Raw genomic sequence first — 23683 nt, 5'->3', positions numbered from 1 at the left:
GAAGGATCCCATGTTCCGTAAAATTTTACTCACTTTGATTGTGATGTCAGCGGCGGGTATCGTAGCACTTACAATCACTATCCTCGATGCACAAACCGTTGAAAAAGAAAAAACGACAGAAGGGATTGCCGAGATCTCTACAAAACCTTCTATTGTCGCTTTGGCAAATGCGATGAAAAATTTTCGGGCATCGTTAGACAGCGCACTCCTTGCGGATGCATCTTTCCCACTCGGGCATAAAGAATCTTATTCGTGGACGAATACACCACCCGGTAGGAACGATGATCGCGGTGGTATTCGCTTCGATGCGTTATCCATAGATCAGTTGACGCGCTTCTATGAAGTTTTGAGTGTATTCTTGAGTGACGATGGTTATACCAAAGTCTCTCTCATTACAAAAGAGACTGAAGCGCATATCAGCAACATCAGCCCCAGTTTCTGGGCATCAAACCCTTATTACATCGCTCTATTTGGAAATCCAGAGACTGACGGTTCATGGGGATTTCAGTTGGACGGTCATCACTTGGCACTCAATTTTTTGGTACACGGCGATGCCGTCTTGATTGTCCCTGCCTTCATCGGCACTCGACCCGCAACTGTCAACGGTACCCAAGTCCTCGGAAATGAAAGAGGAAACGCCTTCGCTTTACTCAACAGTCTCGACGAGAACCAGAGAACGAAAGCAATTCAAACCGGTCGTCGAGGACTTCAAGTCGGGCCTGGCAGATCAACCGATCCATTCCTGAATCACGATTATTCCGAATTTGTGGAAGACGGCTTGAAGGCATCAGAGATGAACGCGCCCCAAAAAGAGCACCTTCGGAATCTTATCAAGACTTACGTCTACAATCTTGAAACCGAGTTTGCAGACATCTGGATGGCGGATATCGATGCCGGACTTGACGATACCTATTTCGTCTGGATCGGCGGCACCGCCATCAATGATCCAATCTACTACCGTGTTTTCAACCCTGCCGTCTGGATTGAATTTAACCATGAGAGCGGTTTAGACCATATCCATACGATTACCCGCGCCCCTAATGGGAACGACTACGGCATTTTCGCCTTAAATCGTGGTCCCAAGACACTATTGGAGCACTACGCTTCCGCCGATCATCACAAAACGATGCTTCAGTTGTTCGATTATCACATTGGTAGTCTACAAGACGCGAATAATAAGGAGACACCATATTGATGGCGGCGTTTATAGTCCCGCCTCACAGAAGCTGGTAAAAAAGGAGGCACTTGTCTATGATGTCACACTTTACCATTGATTTTGAGTTTCAACAATATTGGCGAAAGGTGGGAATTTTAACGCTACTGTGGATGAGCATGCTGTCCATTCCTATCAGGGTGGATGCACAGACACAGACAGAACGAGAGTTACCACGTATGTCAGCGCAGCGTATTTCTGACCAAATTAAGATTGATGGTGTGCTTGATGAACCTATCTGGCAAAACGTGGAACCGATCCGTCAGTTATACCAAATCCAACCCGATCAAGGTGATCCAGCAACAGAACAATCCGAGATACGCATTCTTTATGATGACAAAAAGTTGTACTTCGGGTTTATCTTTTTCGATTCAGAGATGGACAAGATCGTCGCTAACGACATGCGGCGGGATTCTTCAGGTTTGCGTTCCAACGATTACGGGTTCCTGCTGTTAGATACCTACAATGACCGCCGCAACGCCGTTTTTTTTCGATTTACTCCGGTCGGTGGAATGGAAGACACAGCGGTCTCTAACAGTGGTGGTAGCCTCAATACAAGTTGGGATATTGTTTGGGAGTGCCGTTGTAGAATCAATAACGACAATTGGACAGTGGAAATCGCGATTCCGTTCAGCCAACTCCGCTTTGAAAAAAGTGAAGTCATGAGCTGGGGATTAAATTTCGGGCGTGAAATTGCACGAAAACGAGAAATTGCGGCATGGAATGAAGCACCCAAAACCTACGGCGGACTGGCAAAGTATCGCACTGCCTATTTCGGCACACTTGAAGGGTTAGAGGGAATTTCTCCATCAAGGCATCTGGAATTGCTATCGTATCTACTGCCCGGAGCAAGTTATACATCGGGAGTTGAGGGAAGTGAAGGTGGCTTGAACCTGGATATTAAGTACGGCGAAGCTCAGATCCATCGTGGCAGCGCGTTCGCGTTTCTTAAGGGGGGCTTGGATCTTAAATACGGGGTAACTCCGAACTTGACTGCTGATTTGACTATTAACACCGATTTCGCTCAAGTAGAAGCGGATCAGGAACAAGTAAACCTCACCCGTTTTAGTCTCTTCTTCCCTGAGCAGCGTCCGTTCTTTTTAGAAGGTGCCAGTATCTTTGATGTCGGGATTCCACGTCCAAGTTTCCGTAGACCACCACCTTTACTGCTCTTTTACAGCCGCCGTATTGGACTCGCAAAAGGACACGCAATCCCGATTCTCGGCGGCGGCAAAATGACTGGAAAAATCGGACCCTACGGTATAGGGATTCTGAATGTATTGACGAACAAGTTTAAGGATGATGAATTTCAGATAGGTCAACCCCCTGCCGATGAACCACGGACAAATTACTCGGTGATACGGGTGAAGCGGGACATCTTAGAGGGTTCAACTGTTGGCGGTATCTTTATCAATAAGCAGGACGTTGATGCATATAATCGCACAGCAGGACTTGACTTTTCCTATCGTCCGACGCGAGAAATTAATATCGATGGGTTGTGGTCACTCACCGCTGGAAATAGCAATGCTTCCTTTACAGATGATGATTGGCTGACCAACCTGTTTCACTCCTCTGCTTTCTTCTTTGGAGGCGATTGGCGCACGAATCTTTTTAGAGTCAACGGTTCATACACAGACATCGGCGAGGATTTCAATCCGGAAGTCGGTTATATTCAACGTAGAGATGTCCGTCGCTTTCGCGGTGGTGGGAGTTATACACCTTGGCCCGGCAAATTTGGCATTCGTGAGATTCAGATTGGACCGGAGATCGATCTCGTGCTGACCCAAGAGAATGAGTTGGAAACCCAAGAAATAACCTTTGACACGCAATTTGAGTTTGAAACGGGGGACGATATCGGGTTTGAAGTCAAGAATACAACCGAACATTTGGATGTAGGGTTTTACCTGCAAGGAGAGAGAATTCCAGCCGACGATTACAGTTTTACATCGTTTCAAATCTCAATACGAACGAGCAGCAGTCGGATGATTGGTGCACGAATGCAAGTGGAACTCGGTGAGTTTTATAGCGGTACAAGACGCGGATTTTCAATAGACGCAACTGCTAGACCGAATGCTAAGCTGAGTATAGAACCGTTTATCGAGTTTAATCGAATTACACTACCCGATGAAGAATTCGATGCCAACGCCTTCGGGGGTCGTATTAGTTATTCCTTTTCAACGACACTCTTCACGAAGTTGTTTACGCAATGGAGCACCGATAGGGATGTGTTCTCCGCCAACTTTTTGGTGAATTACATCTATCGTCCCGGCAGCGATTTCTATCTCGTCTTTGACCAAAATTATGATACCCGTGATGGCGGCATCAAACTTCTCGGTTGGACTGTCGTTGGGAAAATGACGTATTGGTGGCATCCGTAAACGCTTCTTCTTTCGTTTACTTTTTATCGAGCGTCCGTAAATTTTAGAAATATCTAAACATCTTGTAGGGCATCCGTTGTGGGTGTCCACAAACAGGGCATCCGCTGTGGGTGTCTACGAACCAATGAATTCCCTTCAGGAATTCGTAAATTTTAAGGATTTTAATGAAAAAAGAATTTATGATAAGATCAAACAAATCTTCATTTTTTAATTTTAGTTGGCTGCTAGCTATCCTATTTACTTTCATTTTAATACATAGGGGCAGTGCTGAAAACTGGATTAAAAAGGCGGATATGCCGATTCCGAGACTTTTCTTCTCGGTGACCGCCGTTGGTGGCGAGGTCTATACTATCGGCGGTATGCTCGCTGAACCCGTGGATTTTGTTGATGCTTACGACCCAAGTAGGGACGAGTGGATTCAGAAAGCGGCACTGCCATCGGCACGCGCGGGGGTTGTCAGCTGCGTAGTCGATGGGAAAATTTACGCTATTGGTGGATGGAGCGGGCAATCGCCTGCCCTCGGAACAGTTGAAGAATATGACCCTGGGACAGATACGTGGACCCAGAAGGCAGATATGCCGACACCCCGTTCTTTTTTTATCGCGACTCCTGTAGACGGTAAAATCTATGCCATTGGGGGTGTCGCACAAAATGTTGGACCGGTATTGCCGACCGTTGAAGAATATGATCCAGCAACGGATACATGGACTCAAAAGGCAGATATGCCAACACCGGTTTCAGGAATGGCCGCCGCGAGTCTTGATGAAAAAATATATCTCATGGGTGGAACACCTGCTGTGCAAGGACCTGTACTCGAAACGGTTCAAGAATATGACCCGAGTTCAAATACATGGTTGGAGAAAACAGATATGCCGACACCCCGAACGGCTTTGGCTGTGGGGGTTGTAGGTTCAAAAATTTACGCCATCGGCGGTACATCTGTTGTGCAAGGACCCGGGCTGGCAACTGTCGAAGTATATGAACCCGCCACTGATACATGGATGGAAAGTCCAGAAATGCCAACGGCGAGAGTTTTCTTAGGCGTTGGTACTGTGGACGATAAACTCTATGCCGTTGGTGGGGTTGCTGAAGGCTTGGGGCCCGCGATTCTGCCAACCGTTGAGGAATTCGCACCGAGTCTCAGCGTAGCAGCCTTGGATAAATTGATCACGTTCTGGGGAAAAATAAAACAAGCGGATTAGAACCTTATCAATAGGTGCGGTTTCCTAACCGCACCTACAAGGGGTACGGAAACTAAACTCACTGCGCCCAAGGTCTCGCTTGCTTGATTGAGAGTTTGCCCTCGCGCGTAATCTTGAACTCAATTTCCATAGCGAAATCTTTTGTCCGCCCAACCGGACCGTAGAGCTGGCTGAACTTGTGATGTATCGTGCCAAGATAGCCATTCAGTTCACGTAAGTAGGCATCCGTCAATATCCGTTTGGCATCCGTCGTCCGATTGGAAGTCGTTACCACCCGATAGCTATTACTATCCCACCAATCCAATAAAATCTCCTCTGGAACAGATTGCTCATCAGGGTTCGTCACGAGATCCTCACCGACCTGTGTGTTGAGGTAATAATTCCCGATCGTCTGATAGACAACATCGTCGGTGACGGCAACGCCATTCGCCAATTCGCTTGCGAAATTAGGATGGACAAGCACCGCCATAGCTGTAGCGAGGTGGTCAATACGATAGAACTCACGCGCCTCAAACGCCCGGAAATTCCAGAGACTGGCAAACACCTGTTTAATCGATTCAGAGAGGTGCCCCTCGTCTGAGTGATGTGTAAAAGAATCGTATAAACCTGCGCCGCTGAAACCGGGTAAGTCTTCGTTGTTCGTACTGGAACGGCACCGTAGGGATGTACCTTCAGGAAAGGTACTGTGTAGTTTGGAGAGCACGTCCATCATCCAGTGTGGCATTTCACCTTTCTTAATTTCGTCCCTAAACTTTTTCAGGTCATCTGCCCTTGTGTCATAATTGCTCTGAAACGCTTGGTTCTTGAGTAATGCCTCGATTTTCTCATAGAAACCGTTATGCTTCATGAATTCGTCATAAAAGTAAAAAGGGATGCCAAACCCGTTTGGTACCGTGCCTTCAGGAAATCCGAATATGCGGAGTGTTGCCATATTTGCTGTTTTGACACCGAAACCTACCGAGTCTGTGAACTTGATGTCGTCAAGGGGCAAAATCTTTGTGACAGAAAGATCGCGTTCAGGTTTCTGGGTTTTCGGTGGACGCAAATCGGCAAAATGACGTTCCACTTCCTTGAGCGTTGCCTCCCGAATTTCAAAACCGTCTGCGTTCACCTTATAGTAGACATACTTGCCGATGAGCGGCGCGATTTTCTCGCTTTTCCATGCCTCAGCGATGAAGGCGTTAGGAACTTTGTCTTGAATAGCCCGAAGATTGACGTGTGAAAGCGGCGTTTGCCGAACACCCGTGATAACTCCTGCGACTCTCGGCATTTCGTTCGGTAAGGTTTTGCAGATAACGATATCCCGAGGTGTAGGACGCTCATCCAACTCCAACACACGTAACCGACCAAACGATGCCGCCTGATTCAGCGGGAGGTAACCGATATTCTCGTACAGATCATCTTCAAAATAGACTGGGAACTCCGCTGCGGCGTAGAGTGCCTTTTCTCGGTTATAAATACCAATTGCACCCCATAGCGGACAATAACCGAGTCGATTTTTCAGGATCGGCATTTTCGCCACGAGCAGATCGTGAGCAAGCTTAATTTCTTCGAAAGGGAAGGCATCGTTCGGATTAAATTCAAAGGTATAAACACCGGGTTCACCATTTGGAGCGGCAGAGAGTGGACGATAACTCAGCACACCCCGCATCTGCCCCTGACCTCGTCCCAGACCAGCAGCATTCATGAAACTACCATGTGAGCGATGGGTTTCTGTGTTCATAAAATAAAGTTGTGGATTTTGCGTATGTGTATTCTCGATCTGAAATTTTACAAATTCAATTCCAATCAACTGGGTGTCGATACGGACTTCTGTGCCTTGATACGATAGTTTTTTGAAGGTCTCGCGGTCAGGAATTGTGGCTGCGCCATCCTTGAATTCGATCTGCTCTGGATCGAGACGTGGGCCTGAAGGTGCTCGGGAGCCGCGTCTGCCACCGCCACCGCCTCTTCGGCGAAATCTATCCCCTTCTCCACTTTGCATCTGACGGATCTCGCTCTCGCTGAATTTGTTTCCCCTTGCAGCTTCAAGTCTCATCGCTCTAAACATGAGTTGCTTTTCAGCGTCACTGAGTTCATCATTCTTGTCGAGGTCAAACCGTTTTTCATCTTGGGACAATTTATCTTGTGTCCAAGTATTTAGTACGACTATCGCTGAAAACATTAGCACGCAAACGAAAAGTGCTACGATAAAATATTGCCGTTTCATGGATTTCCTCACCAACGGTTAGAAGTTTTGATATATTTCGCTCTAATTTCGCTCTATTAGATTAGGCAGATAAGGGCTGAATTTGTTCAAAAAAAATAGAGCCCTTTCGCGACGCAAATTTTCTTCTATAGGGGATATCATAAAACTTCAAAATCTATTTAACGTGAGTTCGATATATAATACTATGTCTAAATGTTTATCTCACATTACCAGTTTTCATGGAATGTTCAGTGATGCGGAACAAACTAACAGTTTATTCTACATAAAGAGGGATTTATTAACAGAAATGGTATAAGAATCTGGTTTTTGTAGGTTGGGTTGAACGGGGAAGACGAGGCACATCCGTATGAAAAAACCGGTATTTTTGAGAAGCTGTCATGTAAGGCGTTTGTAGGGAAACCCAACACTTTCACCAACGGGGTGCGATGAGGCGTTGGGTTTCATTTGGATAGTTGATTTACTATATACCGAAGTTAATACCCTTAGTGAATTACCGTTCTATTTTTAAATTCGCCCAAGTCGTGGTCAATTTTGCTTGAGCAGAAACCGCTGCAAAGCCAAGGGCAATAGATAACCCACTGTCTGCAATCGCTTTCACATCATTTTCTGAGAGTGCAACATTGAAAAATGCGATCTCATCAATAAGCCCCGTGAAAGCCTCCTGCTTGTCATCTCTGGAGCCGATATACTTAGCTCCCGTTTTAAATGGACCCGCGGCAGCATTAGATGCTTCTAACTCACCATCGACATAGACATTCACTTTTTTACCGTCGTAAGTCCCTGCAATCTGATGCCATTTATCATCGTTCAACAAGGTTTTAGACCACGTATTATGTGGGATCGGTTGTGCACATTGTCCAGCGAAATTTAATTTGTGATCCCTTAAGGTCAAGATAACATCGCCGCAGGGCCCCACGATAATGTCAGACCATGCAGGGGCTGCAGGCGTTTTAATCAAAGCGATGATCGACACTTTATCCTCATAGTCAGAAAAATCGCCGACAGCAACATGACCGCCTCCGTCAAACTTTAGGGCTTTGCCGAACTCACCATCAACCCATTGGGCATCAACGATCTCGCCGTCATTGCCATTTTTGGAAGAATCTTTTGCTGTACCACCTTTACCTTCATCAAAAAACCATATTCCTAAAGCTGCGTCCGGATCAATTTTGGCGAAACTTAGACATGGAATCATGAAACTGATACAGATCAATGTTCCATATATCCACATTGCTTTTGCTGATTGGATGACTTTCATTTGTTACCCCCATTTGAAAAATTAGAGCGAAATTATGTTTCAGACTCAATAACGAGATAACTAACGCTTTTTGCTTCCATCTTAATTGGGATTTCAACGTTGTAATTACGGTCGATTTTGTATGCTTTGGGTTCTCCTTCTTCTTTACGAATCTTGGCGATTTCAGACAATCCAGTATAATAGAGCGGTAGTTTCAAAGTCATCTGCTGCCCCGTCCGTGTAGGATTATAGAGCATCGCGAGCCCACACGGGTTGATTTGCGCGTTCGCGTGTAGCACACAATCAATGGAGCGTCCATCTGGACGACGCACGTGAATCAGATCAGACTCCAATATTGGACGATATTTTTTGAAGAAGTCAACCCATTTCTTAACAACTGCTTTTGTTTGTTCTGTATCATATAATCTGGGACCACGATAGCACGCAATCACACCGCTGCCGAAGTTCTGTGATAGATGTGCTTCGTAGTCGTCAAGATGGTCGCACAATGGTTCAAATGTCGCGGCTTGTCCCCCACCGTGGTACTCCACCAAGGGGACGAACATCCATCCCATACTCGGTGTCTTTTCATAAGTACCATCGTAGATATTCTGCCGGGCAATGAGAATTTGACGCTCGCGTGGCAAACTGAAATTTGTTTCGCGATAGCCCATACCGCATTTGTTTGAACCATTGAGGTAATAATTATCTGGTGAATTGATATAGATACCACGTTTTCGGCATTCGTGATAAAAATGAACGCACGCTTCCCACTGGCGTAACTGCGAATCCTCCAAGCCATTATGGTGTTCGTGCGTCGTTGCAGCACAGACATCACCATGATAAGGACCATCTGTCTCTATGATATCCATTCTGGTAGCATCCATGAAATTGAGCACACGCTTGACATAGCCGTCTGCCCAGCTGCTCGCAAGACAGGCACTCTGTCCGAACTTACTTCCGGGTTTTCCAGTGTCTGGGTCAATACAGTTGAAGTCTTCACTCACATCCCGAGAAGCACACATCAGCGTATAACCACCGATTTGAATACCTTTGCTATGTGCATAATCTGCTAATTCCTTCATTATGGCGATGTATTCTGGGTCTTCACTCTCGACATTGAATCCACTCCCAAAGGTCATAATCACCATTTCAAACCCGACTTCGGCGCACTGATCAATCGCCAATCGGACTGCGTGCGGTTCGGCACTCCGAACGTGCATTAGGATTGGATTCTCCGTGACCTGTGGCGCGACCGTCCGATACATCTTGCGGCGTGCGAGTCCCTTTCGCTCGCGGTCATCACTATCATGTAGAATCTCGAAGGTGCGAAAACTTCTGAAAGTCTCTCCTGGTTGAAGAAGCACTCCCGGACCGAGTGGATAATGACTTGTCATCAACAGTGGCATCTGATAGCGATAATCGACTTGCGTCTTGTAATCCGCATCGGGACCCCACTCTGTCGTTTCCATGCCACTGAAGGCGTAATCGCTTTCAACATGTAGCCGATGTTTCTCTTGTTCATTGACCGCAAGGATTTCACAGCTTAAGGCATCCAATTGAATCGGTTTTTGACTTTCATTGTGAATCGTGACCCACTTGGACAGGACTGGAATGCCTTGGTATAGTTCATAATGCACACAAACCTTCAGGGAGTCAACGGATGGTGGTGGTGAGAACTCAATCGTCAATGTCACGCCCTTTGGAGGATATGCTGATGGTGTCGTAGTACGCCTCTTTACCCACGGATAGCGGGTTTCAGGTTCACCGACACGGTATTCGCGAAATTGAAATGCGTTCTCGTCACGCGTCAAGTCCCCAATCCAATCCGAATCGAGATAGGCGTAGTCGGGCTGTCCTTTCAGGCCGCCTACCTCAAATGGGTGTCCATCAATCGTGAGCACCATCTCTGATTTGATGCCCCGAAGCAGACTACTACCGGTCATTTGATTGGTATAATCAACCGTTGCGAAATTAGGTGAAGTGACGAATATACGCTGAATGAGACCATTATCAAGAATCAGTTGATTATCCCTTTCTTCTACTGAAGCAGGTTGGCAAAAGGGCTGAACCAACCAATCATTTTGTTGTGATGTGTACTGCATGTAAAGTCTCAATTTCGTTGGGTTTCAAAGTATAGTTTCAGTATAACATTTGAAAAAAATAACGCAAGAACAATTGTGTTAATTCAGCGTTGGGATTTTTTAAATTGCACATTCGGGGCTTCTGTGGTAAAATGTTAAACTAACAATAACACACGCGAAAGGAGAAGATTTTGTCATGTCCAGTATTATGAATGGTCCGCGTTGGCTAATGATGATTCTCCTGTTAATATCTGGGGGAAGTTTAGCCGGTTTTGCGCAAGATGAACACACCGTCCTCCTCTACACTTTTGAATCAGGTGCCGGGAAAACCGTCAAAGACCTCTCAGGCAACAAGAACGATGGGGAACTCATGGGACCGAAATGGGGTGAAGGCAAACCCGGTGGTGGACTTACTTTTGGAGGAAATGCCCCCAGAGATTTTGTGGAAATTCCTGATAGTAAGAGTTTAGATTTGGTTGAAGGACTTACGGTGGAAATGTGGCTCTATCTTGAAGCGTGGTCAACCGCTGGTGGCACCGGTGCTACTAAGGAAACGACCTACAAAGTGGGACCTCGGAGCGACAAGAAGGTGCTAATCCGGATGACCACCGATAAGCACGCTTGGGGTGCTGCAGTTGCTGCCGGTAAAACGGATATGCCACTGAAGAAATGGACGCATGTCGCTGGAACTTACGATGCCAAGTCCGGCGATGCCAAGATTTACATCGACGGTGTCTTAGACGGCGAAGGCAAAATCGGCGGTAATATCACGCCGAATGGCGATGTCTTGTGGCTCGGACGCGGTGCTGGTCCGTTCCTACAAGGACGGATGGACGAAGTGCGAATCTCCAATATCGCGCGTTCTGAGCAGGAAATCCAAGAACTAATGAACAAAGGCATTGAAGGTGTATTAGCAGTACAACCCCAAGATAAGTTAGCAACAACGTGGGGAAAACTGAAGGCAGACTTTGATAAATAGAAAGAGATGCCACAATGCTAAAAACAATTACAATTCAATCTCTGATGCTCCTCTTCGTTTTCGGCGTTATAAAGGCAAATGCAGCCGATGCGAGGAGGAGTTACCCATCCATTTTTCAAGCATGGAGCGGCATCGAAAATAGACCCGACACAGACGAACTTCATCGACTTGCGCAACACGATCTCGCTTTTGCCCACCCTTACGCCCTGTTAAGGGTCGCTTGGGATATATCAGAAGAACAGCCTTATTCAGGGTTAGCAACAGCACTAAGTCCCAGCCAATTAGATACCGCACGGCAAAGAAAACAACAGCTGCTATCCTTAAATCCGAATCTTTTGCTGCTTGTGGAAATCCGATGCAGAGACGCAAGATATGTGTCTCGTCAGAATGAAGCAGATGTAGAAAACTGGTGGGAGGTCGGCTATTTCCCGCCCGATTCTCCGTATTGGCTCAAAGATAGCAACGGCAAACCCGTTGTCGGTTGGGGAGAAGATACGAACGGTAATGGAGAAATTGATGAAAACGATAAAGTTCTCAGTTACCTCATAGACTTCACGAATCCAGAGATGCAGAATCTGATGGTCAATCAAGCTGTGGCATTGGACAAGTCTGGTCTTTTTGATGGGATCATGTTGGATTGGTGGAACGAAGATTATGCGACCAGTTCTGTTGGTGTTGATGACTGGTCAGCGACAATTCTCACACGGGAGGCTGAATTAGAGGCGAGATTAGTTATCTTGCGCAAGACACGGGAGCAAGTGGATGACGATTTCCTAATCCTTGTTAACGCGAATATGCGTCAGATTCCAAAATCCGCGCCGTACGTCAACGGTATCTTCATGGAGTGTTATAAGCCGGAACATAACAAAGGGTATAGCCTTGATCAGGTTTTACAGATAGAAAAGACATTGCTATGGGCTGAACAGCACTTGAGAGAGCCACGAATCAACTGCTTAGAAGGGTGGCGCGTCGTAACGGAGTATATGGGAGATTTAAATACACGCGTTGCGGAGCGGAACAGTTCAGAAAATCAACAGTGGATGCGCATGATTACCACGTTGAGCCTAACACACTCAGACGGTTATGTACTGTTTGGTGACGACAATGCTATACCCGTCCCCGATCATTTACACAATTGGTATGATTTTTGGGATGCTGACCTCGGTCAACCGCTCCAGGAGCAAGCAGTCCAATACCGAGATGTCCCTGGACTCTTTATCCGCGAGTTTGAAAATGGGTGGGCAATATACAACCGTAGCGGTTCTGAACAAACGGTCACTTTCGATGACCGTGTTGTCGGAGTCAATGGTGGTAAAACCCAGTCGCTTCATAAGATCCCAGACTTTGATGGCGAGATTTTCCTTAAAATTGGAGCAGACTAAGGGGCTGTCTCAACTAATACGGCAATTCTACCAACAATGTTGCCAAGAACTCGTCCGTCACGTGGTGATTGTAAACGCGGGCTGAAATTACAGATCCGTAGATGTTACCCACATAGAAGATACCGCAGAGTGTGCCGAGTGTCCAGCCTTTTGCCGATGAAAGCCCGTCTCTACGAAAGCCATCATAAGCCTGCCAACCTGTTAAACCAACTGTGAAAAGGGTGGTTAGTGCGTCTCCAAAGCGACCGGTATAGAGTCGTCCGGCTCCGGGTACAATTGTAGAGAGAGTTCCTGCTAAAAATGGGCTGCGGGTCGGTAAAGCTGCACCCTTCTCCGCGTAAATGTGATACACTTCTGCTTTTTCTCTGATCTGCATTACATCTGATTTCTGCAACGCCTTAAAAAACTTACCTGCTTCAGACCACCGTTTTTGCCTCAGATAAGAGAGTCCAATCAGCTGCTCCGCTTCGGCGTGTTGGCGTGCATCCGTTATGCGTGGTAGTGCTTCATGGAGAAATTGCGCGGACTGTTCATACCGATCCATCAGGAAATAGGTGGCACCGATCTGATAGTAGGCACGGCTGGCAAATTGACCTTCGGGGTCGGTTCGCAAAAGTGCCTCAAAACCTTGAATCGCTTGCTCGGTTTTACCACCGAAGCGATAACAGACTGCAATTTTATAATGGATTTGCGCGCTTTCTTGGGGCTGATAGAAAAGGTAGCGCTGGTACTCACCTGCAGCACGAAGGTAATCGCCTTGGGCATACAGAGAATCGGCGAATTTAAGGATATTTTCGGGACTGTAATATGCAAACGGTTCCTCGGAGTCCGCAAAGGATAACAACGCTGTATTGAGGAGTATTATCACTAACAATCCCCATATCTGTTTACTTGGCATAATCTGAAATTGGATCTATGTACTTTCCTGTTCTTGGGTCTTTATGGTAGTGTCTTGATTGTGAACCGTTGCATCGGATAAGTCTATCAGCAGCGAGTAGCACACCGCGCAGGACACCGTATTCCTGTATACAAGCCATACCGAAGCGTGAACAACTCGGAGAGAAGCCGCAAGTTGGACTGTCTTGACTTGAGATGAATTTTTGATACAACCGTATCAACCCCGTAGCGACAAGTTTTAACTCCGAGGTTTCCAGCGGATTAAAACGGACAACTTCCTGCGGTTCCGGCGTTGTGATAGGGTTGATTTCACGGATAAACGCCAGGTCAGCTGCTTCACCGGCAAACGTAGGTGAAGCAATAATAACGAACGAACAAAACACACAAAAAGTGACAAATATACGACGAACAAAATAATTTACCATTTAATCTCTTTAACCTCGACAGATTCAGGAATAGTAAAATTTAAAATTGGATTTGGTGTTTCTACATTTACCTGTGGGCTGCTATAAACAATTTTTTCATGTTGAAGGACTTCAGATTTTGCATCGTACGTACTGGAGGTAACCTCCATCGGGATATAGTTAATACCGATTTTGCTGTGGTTCTGATAGCGCGATCTACCGATAATATATCCTTCCGGATTTTTGACTTCTGCTGAGATGAGCCGATCATTACGCATGCCGAGGATAACGACACCGAGTGAATCTTTCGCCTTTTCAGGGGGTTTCCAATGAGTGTAGAGGACTTTCTCAACGACATCATGTTTATCTAAAGTATATCCGATTGCGGTTAACCCGTATTCCGCTTGTGTGGTTTGGATGATGGATTCCACAAACGGAAGCGGAATCCGTCCTTCGGAGATAAAACGGAACGCCTGTTTCTCTACCGGATAATAGATTTCCAAGGCTTTCCCTTTCACAACCATTATCTGTTTGACCGGTTTGGTAACCTCAACAACAACCCGCGCAGCCTTTACGTCGTAATGGAGTGTGCCAGCGATGTGCTCGGTTTTGTCCTTTTCGGTTAATTCGCGCGTAAAGTCTAAAGAGAGCGTTTTTAACGGTGCTGCATCAAGGACTTGCGTAAAAAAAAGTATGAGTAAAAGTATAACAAGAAATTGGAGGTTTTTGAACATTTATTTTTTATGTTTTTTTCCCAGCGACATAGGGGGACAATTATACTGGTCCCTATGCCAATTTCAGAAAAAATATAGTTCGCGAGGTTATCGTCTTAAATCAAGAAACAACAATACTCATGCTGAATGTCTTCGGTTAGGGTGCCACGTTTCAGTTTTCGTTTTTCTCATAGTTCCAGATATAGGCTACACAACGTTAACCTTGCGGCTTAAAAGTCAAAATCTGAACCCCCTTCCAAAATTATAATTCCACCTGTTACAAGTCCAGTGCTAATATATCCCACTATTCCCCATAAAGCCTGAATTTTTCTTGTTTCTGATTTATAGGCAGCTGTGTAAGAGGTAATATATTCTGGTGATTTTCCGAGGAGACGCGAAGGCGATGGTGGAGGCGAATAAACAAAAGTACCAGCAAGGGCAACTCCGTGGAGAAGGCAGGCGGCTCCGCACATTTCAGATGTAGGTTCATCGATAATTCTAAAAGCAAGTAGTGTGCTGCCTGAGATAAGACTACCCGCTCCGAACCACATGATTTTGTTAACATCGCTTTCGGCATCTTGTTCAGCCATGGCTCTGGCTTCAAGGATCACCGAATTCTGTTGGGAAAAACTAACAAAAGGCATACAGAAGGTCAGGACTACCATCGGAAAAACCGATACATGAAATGTTGAATTTATTTTCAATGTATTTCTCCTTGATGGATTACAAGTTTGAATTATAACCTGCCTGCTATGTGAGAGGTCAATTTTTTCTTTTTACGTTGATTTTCAAGTTCACTCTTGTGCAGCCACCACTCCGAGTCTAACCCCAACAGCCAAACTCCCAGCTACAACACAACCACTGAGGCAGCCTGCTGATGTCCATTGTGCCTGAATAGTCCCTCTTTTTGATTCATAGGCCGATGTGTAAGTAGCTATATATTCAGGCGATTTTCCAATCAACCGAGAAGGTGGCGGGGACGGTCGATAGGAATATGATCCAATTATGCCAGTTGGCGGAAAAAAATAACCATACGGACTCGGTAAAAAAAAGAGGGCAGAAAGCACACAACCGGCACTGAAGCATAATAACTTGTTGACATCTTTATTCGCATCTGCTTCAGCAGCGGTCACAGCTTCGGTTTGCACAAAAATCTGTTGCGCGATGGTAACAAAAGGTGCGCTGAAAGTCAGTCCTGTCATCACAAGCACTAAAGCATGAAACGTTGAACATATTTTCACCTTATTTTTCCTTACTGAATGGTTCTGACAACATGAAGCGGTCATTTTTAGGTCAATCAACAGGCATCGCGAGTTTTAGCTGCGTCCGAACGGCTTGGCGCACCTCATCACAGATATGCATTGCATGCTGTGTATTATCAGATGTGGCTGAATCTCCCGGATAGAGGGGATCCACCGCGTATGCAGTTATTATCTTAAAATCAGGTTGCCAATCGGACCAAGTAGGTAGCGTAGGTGTAATCAACACCAGCAATTCTTCAAGGTTATGTGTCCGTTGAACAGGAATGTTTGCCTCTTGCAACCACGCCTTAAGATATTTTTCTATACACTGTTGTGCGTGGAAGCAGATAGAATCATGCACGGGATCCGGGGCTTGCTGCAGCCACTTCGCTGCTCTATAATCACCTTCAGCCTTCTCTATCCACTCCAGTGTCAATGGGTTCATGCAGTCCTTCTCCTTTTTGACACGGCTCGGCGCGTCTAACGCGCTTTCTATATTGTAGTGTCCGCGGGAACCATGGAGCAGCTCGCCTTTTTCAGTGATCTCACGAAGAAACCAATCGTTATATGAGACACGATACGTGATCTCTTCCGGAGAACGCACCAACAGGTCCAGACCGAATCGATATGAAATGCGTTGCCGGATCTCTATAGCCTTGCGAGTAAACTCTGATTTCGGAATATCCATCACAACCAGCAGATCGACATCCGAATCCTCTGTCGGCGTGCCATAAGCATGGGAACCAAAGAGAATAACTTGTAGTGGCGCAAATTCGCGCACGATGTCATCACATGTAGCCTGAATTTCCTGTCGGGTAACCATATACGAGCCTTCCTTTTACTTGAAGTATAACATATTTCGCTGTCGCTATCAAGTTTAGTTCTCGAATGACTGTAGGAGCTCTCGCTTAACTCTTGACATCATCTTCAATGAAAATTCAATCCGATGCTAAAGCTCCCATCAAACTCTTCAAAAGAGACGCCGAAAGACCCTCTCACGCTTATCGCTGGTGACAATTCAATTTCCAATCCTACTCGTCCTCCATAGCCAGACCGGACCCGATTGAGTATTATTTCTGGTGCTTCTGTACGACTTACACGTGCCCAAGACCGTGAACAGGATACCCCACAGAAGGGGTTTAGGACCCAACCGAAGTTAGTTTCCAGACGTTTTGAAATACCGCCGCCACCGGAGAGTCCATTCGTTCGGACACTGAGAAATGTAGCATCTGCAGGAGCATCAAGCGGTCGAGAAATTCCGCTGGAAAATCCCCGATAAAAAGCACCCGTTAAAAAATAATCTAAGCCTGTCTGTCCTAAAGGGCGCGTATGTACAGGCCGAATACCTATCATGAAAGAAGGGGGAACATCAAATTCTGAACCGTAGCGGTTTCTACCAAGAGAGCCTATATTCGATATAAGCGCAATCCTTGTGTGGTTACTCATACTGTAACTGAAACTCCCTCCTATCCCAATAGCATCTTGACTGCTACTAAAGTCAAGTCCGGTAAAACTAAGTCCAGCAGCCATTCCTCCCTGCCGTAATTTGTATAGACCCGTTTGAGAATACGCGGTAACAGGGAGTAATAGGCATAAGAAGACGATGCAAGTCTATTTCATATTTAACTTCACTTTCATTTTCCTTTTTGAAATTGAATTATCACTGTGTTCTCGCAGCCTTGTGTAAAATATAACACGGCTGTGAGAACACCAATTGGTTAACTCTCAGTTCAAGGAAAGTAATTTATTACAACGTTTCTCCAAAAGATTCTGTTTACATTACATGACAATGAACTAAATCCATCAAATTTGAATAATAGGAGAATAAGGTCAACACAGATTGAAACTTATTAGCGAGTAGGAAGGAAATAATTATAGCGATGCTTGCTGTAGAAGGTCTTGATCCGCAAAGGCTGTAGCAGGTTCGCCATCGTAAATCACTGTCCCATCGCGTAATAGGAGAATACGGTTGGCATATTTTAAGGTGAGGTCGGTGTCGTGCGTAGCAAAAACGAGAGTCTTGTTTTTTTGTTGAATCTCATCGCAGAGTTCAGCCATCAATCGATGGAGGTGCTGCGCGTCTTGGCCAGTCGTAGGTTCATCAAGTAGAAAAAGATCAGGATGTAGTGAGAAGGTAGCTGCAACAGCCGTTCGCTGGCGTTGCCCCCGAGACAGGGCGTATGGTGCCTCTGAACCGAGATCTTGTAAGTCAAAGCGCGTGAGTGTCCTGTCAACCCGTTCTTCAAGGGTTTTTCTAAGAAATTTAAGATTCTTGGGACCGAACGCCACCTCATCAAGAACGGTCTCCGCCTGTAACAATAGATCTGGGTCCTGAAAAACGATGCCTACTTTACCTGCTAACTGATGGAGTTTCACGCGACCGTATGATTTTCCATCAATAACTACCTCACCAGATGACGGACGTAGCAAACCCGCAATGAGATGTATCAGTGTTGTTTTGCCTGACCCGTTTGCTCCCATGATAGTGAGTACTTCGCCACGCGGTACCTCGCAAGAGATATCACAAACAGCATCTTTATCGGTGTTTGGGTAACGAAAATGGAGATGTTGGATGTTGAGAAATGGATCTTGTCGCGTTGCATTAGAAGGATGCTTAAGAGACGAAGTAGTGGGCTTTACCACAATGTTTTCTGCCTGGGGCACTTGTACCCCTAAACGTTGATAGGGGGTTGCATCTTGAAATGCATCTATCTTCGGCAAATCCAGACAGAGTCGTCCATCTTCCATCAGCCAGACATGATTGCACAACGGCGCAACTTCTCTGGTCCGATGAGTCGCTAAAACAACTGTTATACCTATTTCGCTATTTAGATGCTTGACAATACCGAGGATGTCACGTGCCCCTTGCGGGTCAAGATGGCTCGTGGGTTCGTCAAGGAGTAAAATTTCTGGGCGCATTGCCCAAACAGCGGCAAGGGCAACCCGTTGTTTTTCACCGCCAGAAAGTGATGAAATCTGTCGAGATTCAAATCCGGGCAACCCTACCTGTTCCAAGGCGAAAGTGATCCGTTCCTGAATCTCTTCGGGCGGGAAACCGAGATTCTCAAGCCCGAAGGCAATTTCATCTTCAACCTGTGTGCAAAAGAGTTGATCGTCCGGGTTTTGGAAAAGAAGTGAGACCTGTTGGCATGTGGTAGCGAGCGGTTGGGTGGCAATGTCTTGACCGTCGAGGTACACTGTCCCTGTGAGCGTTCCTGCCGAGGCATGCGGAATTAAGCCGTTCAATGTGCGCAGCAGAGTAGATTTACCGCACCCCGTTGGACCCGTCAATAAAACAAATGCCCCACGACGCACGCGAGTCGTAATGCCGTGAAGTGTTGGAATCTCTCGACTCGGATAAGTAAAGCAGAGATTTTCTATTTCAATACATGCCATCGTCCCGCTAACTCAGACCATCAATTTGGACAGGGACAGAACCGAAGAGTTGCTCTAAATGCCGCGTGACGGATTCATGGAAAGCATCAAAAGTTTCTTGGGCATTCTGCTTGAAATCGTCGGTGTGGTGCTTGAAAACCTTGTGGAGTTGTGCCTGCTGGGCATGGACACGAGCAAAGAGGCTATGGACGTATGCTTGGAGTTCACCGAGCCGCTCAGTCTGTGCTTTTGCGAAAGTGCCAACTGCGTCTTTGAAAGCAGCGAATTCCGCCTCTAAGTACGTCTTGAACATCGACTGCTGAAAACCGGTGAGTGCACCATGTGCAGCGTATTGAAAATCCTTATGGATTGCATTGTACTTTGTCTTAATGCGTGCAAAAAGTTGTCGCGAATAGTTCTGGATCTCACTCGTCCGGCCACCTTGAGCATCCACAAACTGTGGGACCTTCTCTTTAAACGTATCCATCTCCTGATCCAAGAAGTTCCTGAAATCCTCAACAGCAAGGGTATAACGCGTTGTTTTCTCAAGGTGGTATCCCATAACAGCCAACCGGACAGCTTCAGGAAACATCTGACGATAGCTTTTGATGACTTTCGCCAAATAGCGTGCGTATTCCAACCCTTGTCTGGAGAAAATCTGCCGCTGAATGGAGCGGGCAAATGCTATTATTTCCTCTATGCGAATTGACCGCACGTTATTGTGGGTCTTAGGCATGTACTCAAGCAAAGTCAAACACCGAGCAAAATAGTTTTTCAGCGACGGATCGTAGAGCGTTGAAACAACCCGTCGATATTCCGTCAGAAGCTCATTGCGCGGCATTTCCGGTACAAAATTAAGGGTCATGTCGGTCTGATTTCCGCTGGACTCCCCAAGCAATCGATCTTCCTGTTTCAATCGGTGCCAGAGGTCGGTCTCTTTCAAAGCAGTGAGCAGCCCTGCCATTGCCATCGGGATGCCGGCTTCCTGAATAAAATTGATGTGTGAATCAAATTCCGTATCACCGTCAAGCCCGATGATAAATCCGCCAGTGACTTCTATCCCCCTGCTCTGTATTTTTCTAATAGCACGCATGAGGTAACTACCTGCTTCTTCCTCTTTGCTTGTGTTTTGTCCTTTGGAGGTGCCGAGCAGTGCCTCATCATTAGGGCTTTCAATACCGAGGAATACCATGTTAAACCCTGCCTCAGTCATTGCGTCAAGCATTTCAGGGATTTCAACGAGGTTTACGCTGGCTTCAGTGAAAAGCGAGAAAGGGAATTGCCGTTTTTCCTGCCATTCCTTGACAGCCGGGAGTAAGCGCATCGCGTCGCGTTTGTTACCGATGAAATTGTCATCAACGACAAACATCGCACCGTCCCAACCGAGTTTATAGAGCATCTCAAACTCGGCGAGCATCTGTTCATTGCTTTTGGTACGCGGCACGCGTCCGAACAGTTTCGTAATGTCGCAAAATTCGCAATTAAAGGGACACCCACGCGAAAACTGAAGTGCCATTGAACCGTAAGAGTTAATATCAATAAGGTCGTAACGAGGCGGTGGGGTTTTCGTAATATCCGGTTTTCGCTTTTCTCGGTAGACCTCCTTCGCGGCACCACTCTCAAAATCGGTTAGGAAATCTTCAAAAATCTCTTCAACCTCGCCAAATAGAAAATGGTTAATCGTAGCATCGGTTTCTGCTTTGATATTATCGTAGTAGGAGGTAGGGTGCGGACCGCCAGCGATAATCGGGACACCCGCTCGATTACACCGTTCAGCCACTTCATAGAGCGACGCTTTTTGAACAATCATCGTTGAAGTGAAAACAACATCCGCCCATTGGAGATGCGCATCCGTGAGCGGTTCTATATTTATATCAACGACTTTCATGGCGTAATTGTCGGGGAACATTCCAGCGATCGTCAAGAGTCCAAGCGGCGGCATTGATGATTTTTTGCCAAGGAATTCTAAGGCGTACTTAAAACCCCAATAAGAGGGCGGAAACTTCGGATAAACAAATAGTGCATTTGGCATAATATCTCCCTAACTCCTTAAAATGCGTGAGTGCGTGAATTTCAAACCGGACTGCCAAAATTTTTTTAGTAAATTATGAATGTTAAAACTTCAACTAATATTATACCATATTTATACATTTTTATCAAATTTTTTCTTCTTCATAGGTGTGTTTGCGGCTAACGCAGAAAACATGGTAAAATGTTAAAATGAGATGATAACAAGTTTTAGATGTTGTAAATGGGAATAATAGATGGCCAGATACCGACTTTCACATATCCTCTTTTTTACGGGTTTACTCCTCAGTTTCACGGTTATTCCTGAAACGATATATAGTGCTGACTCGAAGGAGCACGTCTCGCCTCCAGAACAGTCAACTCTTGACAAGGAAACAGCGGATAAAACGCAGCCATACTACCGTATCCATCAACTCCGTTTTAACGGAAATCATCACTTAAATAAGGATAGACTGATAAAACTATTCGGATGGGAAAAAGAAAAAGGATATACTCGTGCCGAAATAATAGAAGGGTTTGAACGTATCGTCACTGCATATCGGGAAGCGAGTTTCGTGTTTGCTGAGATGTCGCTCAATATCGAACGGGTGTCAGAGAATACAGAGACCAGCAACGCAGCAGATATGGCTATTACCGTAATGATTGTTGAAGGGAAGCGGGTGCGTATAGGTGAGTTTACACTCGCGGGTAATGAACGCTTTTCAGAAACCGAAATCCGGGATCAACTCGGTCTACGACGTGGTAAACTTTTTACACCGGTCGCGTTGGAGCAAGCGGTAGAGCGCATCCAGACACTTTACAGCGAATACGGGTATCCAACGGTCGAAATCGCACCGAAGAACTTCCAATTTTCGGCAGAAACGGGCACTGTCGATTTTCAGTTAAATATCCAAGAAGGGGCACAGGTACAGATTGGTGAAGTCAAGATAAGTGGACTGCAGAAGACAAAAACGCCGGTAGTCCTTCGGGAAATCCTTGTGAAACCGAACCAACGCTTCGATCAGCGCGACATTGACGCAAGCTATCGCCGCTTACGAAATTTAGGCTATTTCTATCAGATCAATCCGAATGTATTAGAAGCTGGCGTAACAGCAGACAGGATTAACTTCCACGCACAGGTAACCGAAGCTAAAACAGGACGATTAAGCGGCGTTATCGGATATGCCCCACCCGATTCCGAGGTAGACACAGCACCACAACTCACAGGTGTGCTTGAAGCCCGTGAAACCAATTTGTTAGGAACAGGCAGGCAGGTCAACTTCTATTGGAAATCTGGACTACTCAAGATCTTCCGGATCGGTTATGCCGAACCGTGGATATTCGGCAAACCGGTAACCATCGGTGTAGAGTATGGACAATTCAAACAGCAGAATCCAAATAGGGCGCAATTGTCAGGTAATTCATACGACGAAACCGAAACTGTCTCCGAAGAACAGTCGGGCAACGTAAGTGCTACGACTAACTTTGGTCGCGTCTTTGAAGGGAGCATGACATTGGGCTACAAGCGGATTAACGTGCCAAACATAGGGTTACCTTCAACGCCAACGCCTTCACTTGATCCCCAAACCCGAGTCTTTTCCAATCTAAATGCTATTACGTCAAGACAACTAACGCCGTATAGTGGAACAAAGTACAGTGTCGCGTTTCGATTGACACGGGACACCCGCGACTATTTCCTGAACCCGACGCGCGGACGGCGTGATAGCATCGCTATTGAGGTATCACGGAGCGACTTTCAGTTGCGAAAAGCGTGGCTCTCCTTACAGCAATACTTTCCTACTTGGCGAAAACAAACAGTCGCTGTTGAACTTCACGGTGCTGCTGCCTGGGGGGTTAATATCCCGCCAACTGAACTGTTTTATCTCGGCGGGGCAACCACTTTACGCGGGTATGATGAAGATTGGTTTTCAGGACCGCGTAGGGTATATCTCAACCTCGAATACCGTTTTCTTGTTGGACCCGACTCGCAGATTTTTGGCTTTACCGATTTAGGCGCGGTAACTTTGATTGAAACCCCATCTGTTTTTGATAGACTCCGAGTCGGATACGGTATCGGCGCGCGGTTAGAATCTAAGGGCGGCATCTTACGAATCAACTACGGGCTTGCTGCTGGCGATTCCCCATTGCGTGGCAAAATCCATGTCAATTTAGGTGCCTCGTTTTAACACCACGTGTTTGTTCATACTGACGGGCATTCAGACAGAAAACGGATAATGTATCTCAAGCCTAACTTTTGAGAAAATATTTACATATTCCGTTTAATTTGCCAAGTGTGAAAATTTGTTATAAAATATATACGAGAAATAATATGAATTTTCGAGGCACAGTATTCAGCAACAGG

The 23683-nt window shown here is 46.0% G+C and carries 18 protein-coding genes; 6 read left to right on the top strand and 12 right to left on the bottom strand.

What is annotated here, in order from left to right; translation table 11 throughout:
• Positions 1-10 precede the first annotated feature (10 nt).
• The 3 genes from OXH00_09460 to OXH00_09450 all read left to right on the top strand — a co-directional run bounded on the left by OXH00_09460 (position 11) and on the right by OXH00_09450 (position 4793).
• Complete coding sequence (locus OXH00_09460) at positions 11-1195, top strand: DUF3500 domain-containing protein (GenBank protein MCY3741233.1); 1185 nt, start codon at positions 11-13, stop codon at positions 1193-1195.
• A 56-nt stretch (positions 1196-1251) separates the two neighbouring features.
• Positions 1252-3591 (top strand): DUF5916 domain-containing protein, encoded by a 2340-nt coding sequence (locus OXH00_09455; GenBank protein MCY3741232.1) that lies wholly within the window; start codon positions 1252-1254, stop codon positions 3589-3591.
• Between the two features lie 293 nt (positions 3592-3884).
• On the top strand, positions 3885-4793 hold the full coding sequence (locus OXH00_09450; protein MCY3741231.1) for a hypothetical protein: 909 nt from the start codon (positions 3885-3887) through the stop codon (positions 4791-4793).
• A 58-nt stretch (positions 4794-4851) separates the two neighbouring features.
• On the opposite strand, the gene OXH00_09445 is transcribed toward OXH00_09450, so the two are convergent.
• The 3 genes from OXH00_09445 to OXH00_09435 all read right to left on the bottom strand — a co-directional run bounded on the left by OXH00_09445 (position 4852) and on the right by OXH00_09435 (position 10344).
• Complete coding sequence (locus OXH00_09445) at positions 4852-7002, bottom strand: hypothetical protein (protein ID MCY3741230.1); 2151 nt, start codon at positions 7000-7002, stop codon at positions 4852-4854.
• Between the two features lie 490 nt (positions 7003-7492).
• The gene (locus OXH00_09440) at positions 7493-8260 is read right to left on the bottom strand and encodes a LamG domain-containing protein (protein ID MCY3741229.1); all 768 of its coding nucleotides are present in this window, start codon (positions 8258-8260) and stop codon (positions 7493-7495) included.
• A 32-nt stretch (positions 8261-8292) separates the two neighbouring features.
• Entirely contained in the window at positions 8293-10344 is a 2052-nt protein-coding gene (locus OXH00_09435) for an alpha-galactosidase (protein MCY3741228.1), read from the bottom strand.
• Positions 10345-10519: 175 nt separating this feature from the next.
• Here OXH00_09435 and OXH00_09430 point away from each other — a divergent pair, with 175 nt between their 5' ends.
• Both OXH00_09430 and OXH00_09425 read left to right on the top strand, forming a co-directional pair.
• Positions 10520-11302 (top strand): LamG domain-containing protein, encoded by a 783-nt coding sequence (locus OXH00_09430; GenBank protein ID MCY3741227.1) that lies wholly within the window; start codon positions 10520-10522, stop codon positions 11300-11302.
• A 14-nt stretch (positions 11303-11316) separates the two neighbouring features.
• Entirely contained in the window at positions 11317-12684 is a 1368-nt protein-coding gene (locus OXH00_09425) for a putative glycoside hydrolase (GenBank protein MCY3741226.1), read from the top strand.
• 13 nt (positions 12685-12697) lie between these two features.
• Here OXH00_09425 and OXH00_09420 read toward each other — a convergent pair whose 3' ends face one another.
• The 9 genes from OXH00_09420 to OXH00_09380 form a co-directional block, all read right to left on the bottom strand.
• Positions 12698-13552 carry a tetratricopeptide repeat protein gene (locus OXH00_09420; GenBank protein ID MCY3741225.1) on the bottom strand — a complete coding sequence of 285 codons (855 nt, stop codon included), beginning with the start codon at positions 13550-13552 and terminating at the stop codon, positions 12698-12700.
• Positions 13553-13571: 19 nt separating this feature from the next.
• A complete protein-coding gene (yidD, locus tag OXH00_09415; protein MCY3741224.1) occupies positions 13572-14006 on the bottom strand; it encodes a membrane protein insertion efficiency factor YidD in 435 nt (144 codons plus the stop codon).
• A complete protein-coding gene (locus tag OXH00_09410) occupies positions 14000-14719 on the bottom strand; it encodes a hypothetical protein (protein MCY3741223.1) in 720 nt (239 codons plus the stop codon). Before OXH00_09410 ends, yidD begins: the two co-directional genes overlap by 7 nt.
• 209 nt (positions 14720-14928) lie before the next feature.
• Positions 14929-15402, bottom strand: a complete 474-nt coding sequence (locus OXH00_09405) for a hypothetical protein (GenBank protein ID MCY3741222.1) — start codon at positions 15400-15402, stop codon at positions 14929-14931.
• Between the two features lie 90 nt (positions 15403-15492).
• Complete coding sequence (locus tag OXH00_09400; GenBank protein ID MCY3741221.1) at positions 15493-15939, bottom strand: hypothetical protein; 447 nt, start codon at positions 15937-15939, stop codon at positions 15493-15495.
• Positions 15940-15991: 52 nt separating this feature from the next.
• Entirely contained in the window at positions 15992-16762 is a 771-nt protein-coding gene (locus OXH00_09395) for a HEPN domain-containing protein (protein ID MCY3741220.1), read from the bottom strand.
• Positions 16763-16866: 104 nt separating this feature from the next.
• Positions 16867-17469 carry a hypothetical protein gene (locus tag OXH00_09390; GenBank protein ID MCY3741219.1) on the bottom strand — a complete coding sequence of 201 codons (603 nt, stop codon included), beginning with the start codon at positions 17467-17469 and terminating at the stop codon, positions 16867-16869.
• Positions 17470-17811: 342 nt separating this feature from the next.
• A complete protein-coding gene (locus OXH00_09385; GenBank protein MCY3741218.1) occupies positions 17812-19335 on the bottom strand; it encodes an energy-coupling factor transporter ATPase in 1524 nt (507 codons plus the stop codon).
• Positions 19336-19342: 7 nt separating this feature from the next.
• Complete coding sequence (locus tag OXH00_09380) at positions 19343-21346, bottom strand: B12-binding domain-containing radical SAM protein (protein ID MCY3741217.1); 2004 nt, start codon at positions 21344-21346, stop codon at positions 19343-19345.
• Positions 21347-21578: 232 nt separating this feature from the next.
• Here OXH00_09380 and OXH00_09375 point away from each other — a divergent pair, with 232 nt between their 5' ends.
• Positions 21579-23507 carry a BamA/TamA family outer membrane protein gene (locus tag OXH00_09375; GenBank protein MCY3741216.1) on the top strand — a complete coding sequence of 643 codons (1929 nt, stop codon included), beginning with the start codon at positions 21579-21581 and terminating at the stop codon, positions 23505-23507.
• Positions 23508-23683 lie beyond the last annotated feature (176 nt).

Source organism: Candidatus Poribacteria bacterium (assembly GCA_026706025.1).
Classification (GTDB): Bacteria; Poribacteria; WGA-4E; order WGA-4E; family WGA-3G; genus WGA-3G.
The sequence above is the reverse complement of the archived record's forward strand: the minus strand, read 5'-3'. Positions and strand labels throughout refer to the sequence as shown.

What these genes read in the sequence shown, in the direction of transcription:
- OXH00_09460 (MCY3741233.1), top strand. Translation starts at nt 11, where the DNA reads ATGTTCCGTAAAATTTTACTCACTTTGATTGTGATGTCAGCGGCGGGT.
- OXH00_09455 (MCY3741232.1), top strand. Translation starts at nt 1,252, where the DNA reads ATGATGTCACACTTTACCATTGATTTTGAGTTTCAACAATATTGGCGA.
- OXH00_09450 (MCY3741231.1), top strand. Translation starts at nt 3,885, where the DNA reads ATGCCGATTCCGAGACTTTTCTTCTCGGTGACCGCCGTTGGTGGCGAG.
- OXH00_09445 (MCY3741230.1), bottom strand. Translation starts at nt 7,002, where the DNA reads ATGAAACGGCAATATTTTATCGTAGCACTTTTCGTTTGCGTGCTAATG.
- OXH00_09440 (MCY3741229.1), bottom strand. Translation starts at nt 8,260, where the DNA reads ATGAAAGTCATCCAATCAGCAAAAGCAATGTGGATATATGGAACATTG.
- OXH00_09435 (MCY3741228.1), bottom strand. Translation starts at nt 10,344, where the DNA reads ATGCAGTACACATCACAACAAAATGATTGGTTGGTTCAGCCCTTTTGC.
- OXH00_09430 (MCY3741227.1), top strand. Translation starts at nt 10,520, where the DNA reads ATGTCCAGTATTATGAATGGTCCGCGTTGGCTAATGATGATTCTCCTG.
- OXH00_09425 (MCY3741226.1), top strand. Translation starts at nt 11,317, where the DNA reads ATGCTAAAAACAATTACAATTCAATCTCTGATGCTCCTCTTCGTTTTC.
- yidD (MCY3741224.1), bottom strand. Translation starts at nt 14,006, where the DNA reads ATGGTAAATTATTTTGTTCGTCGTATATTTGTCACTTTTTGTGTGTTT.
- OXH00_09410 (MCY3741223.1), bottom strand. Translation starts at nt 14,719, where the DNA reads ATGTTCAAAAACCTCCAATTTCTTGTTATACTTTTACTCATACTTTTT.
- OXH00_09395 (MCY3741220.1), bottom strand. Translation starts at nt 16,762, where the DNA reads ATGGTTACCCGACAGGAAATTCAGGCTACATGTGATGACATCGTGCGC.
- OXH00_09390 (MCY3741219.1), bottom strand. Translation starts at nt 17,469, where the DNA reads ATGGCTGCTGGACTTAGTTTTACCGGACTTGACTTTAGTAGCAGTCAA.
- OXH00_09385 (MCY3741218.1), bottom strand. Translation starts at nt 19,335, where the DNA reads ATGGCATGTATTGAAATAGAAAATCTCTGCTTTACTTATCCGAGTCGA.
- OXH00_09380 (MCY3741217.1), bottom strand. Translation starts at nt 21,346, where the DNA reads ATGCCAAATGCACTATTTGTTTATCCGAAGTTTCCGCCCTCTTATTGG.
- OXH00_09375 (MCY3741216.1), top strand. Translation starts at nt 21,579, where the DNA reads ATGGCCAGATACCGACTTTCACATATCCTCTTTTTTACGGGTTTACTC.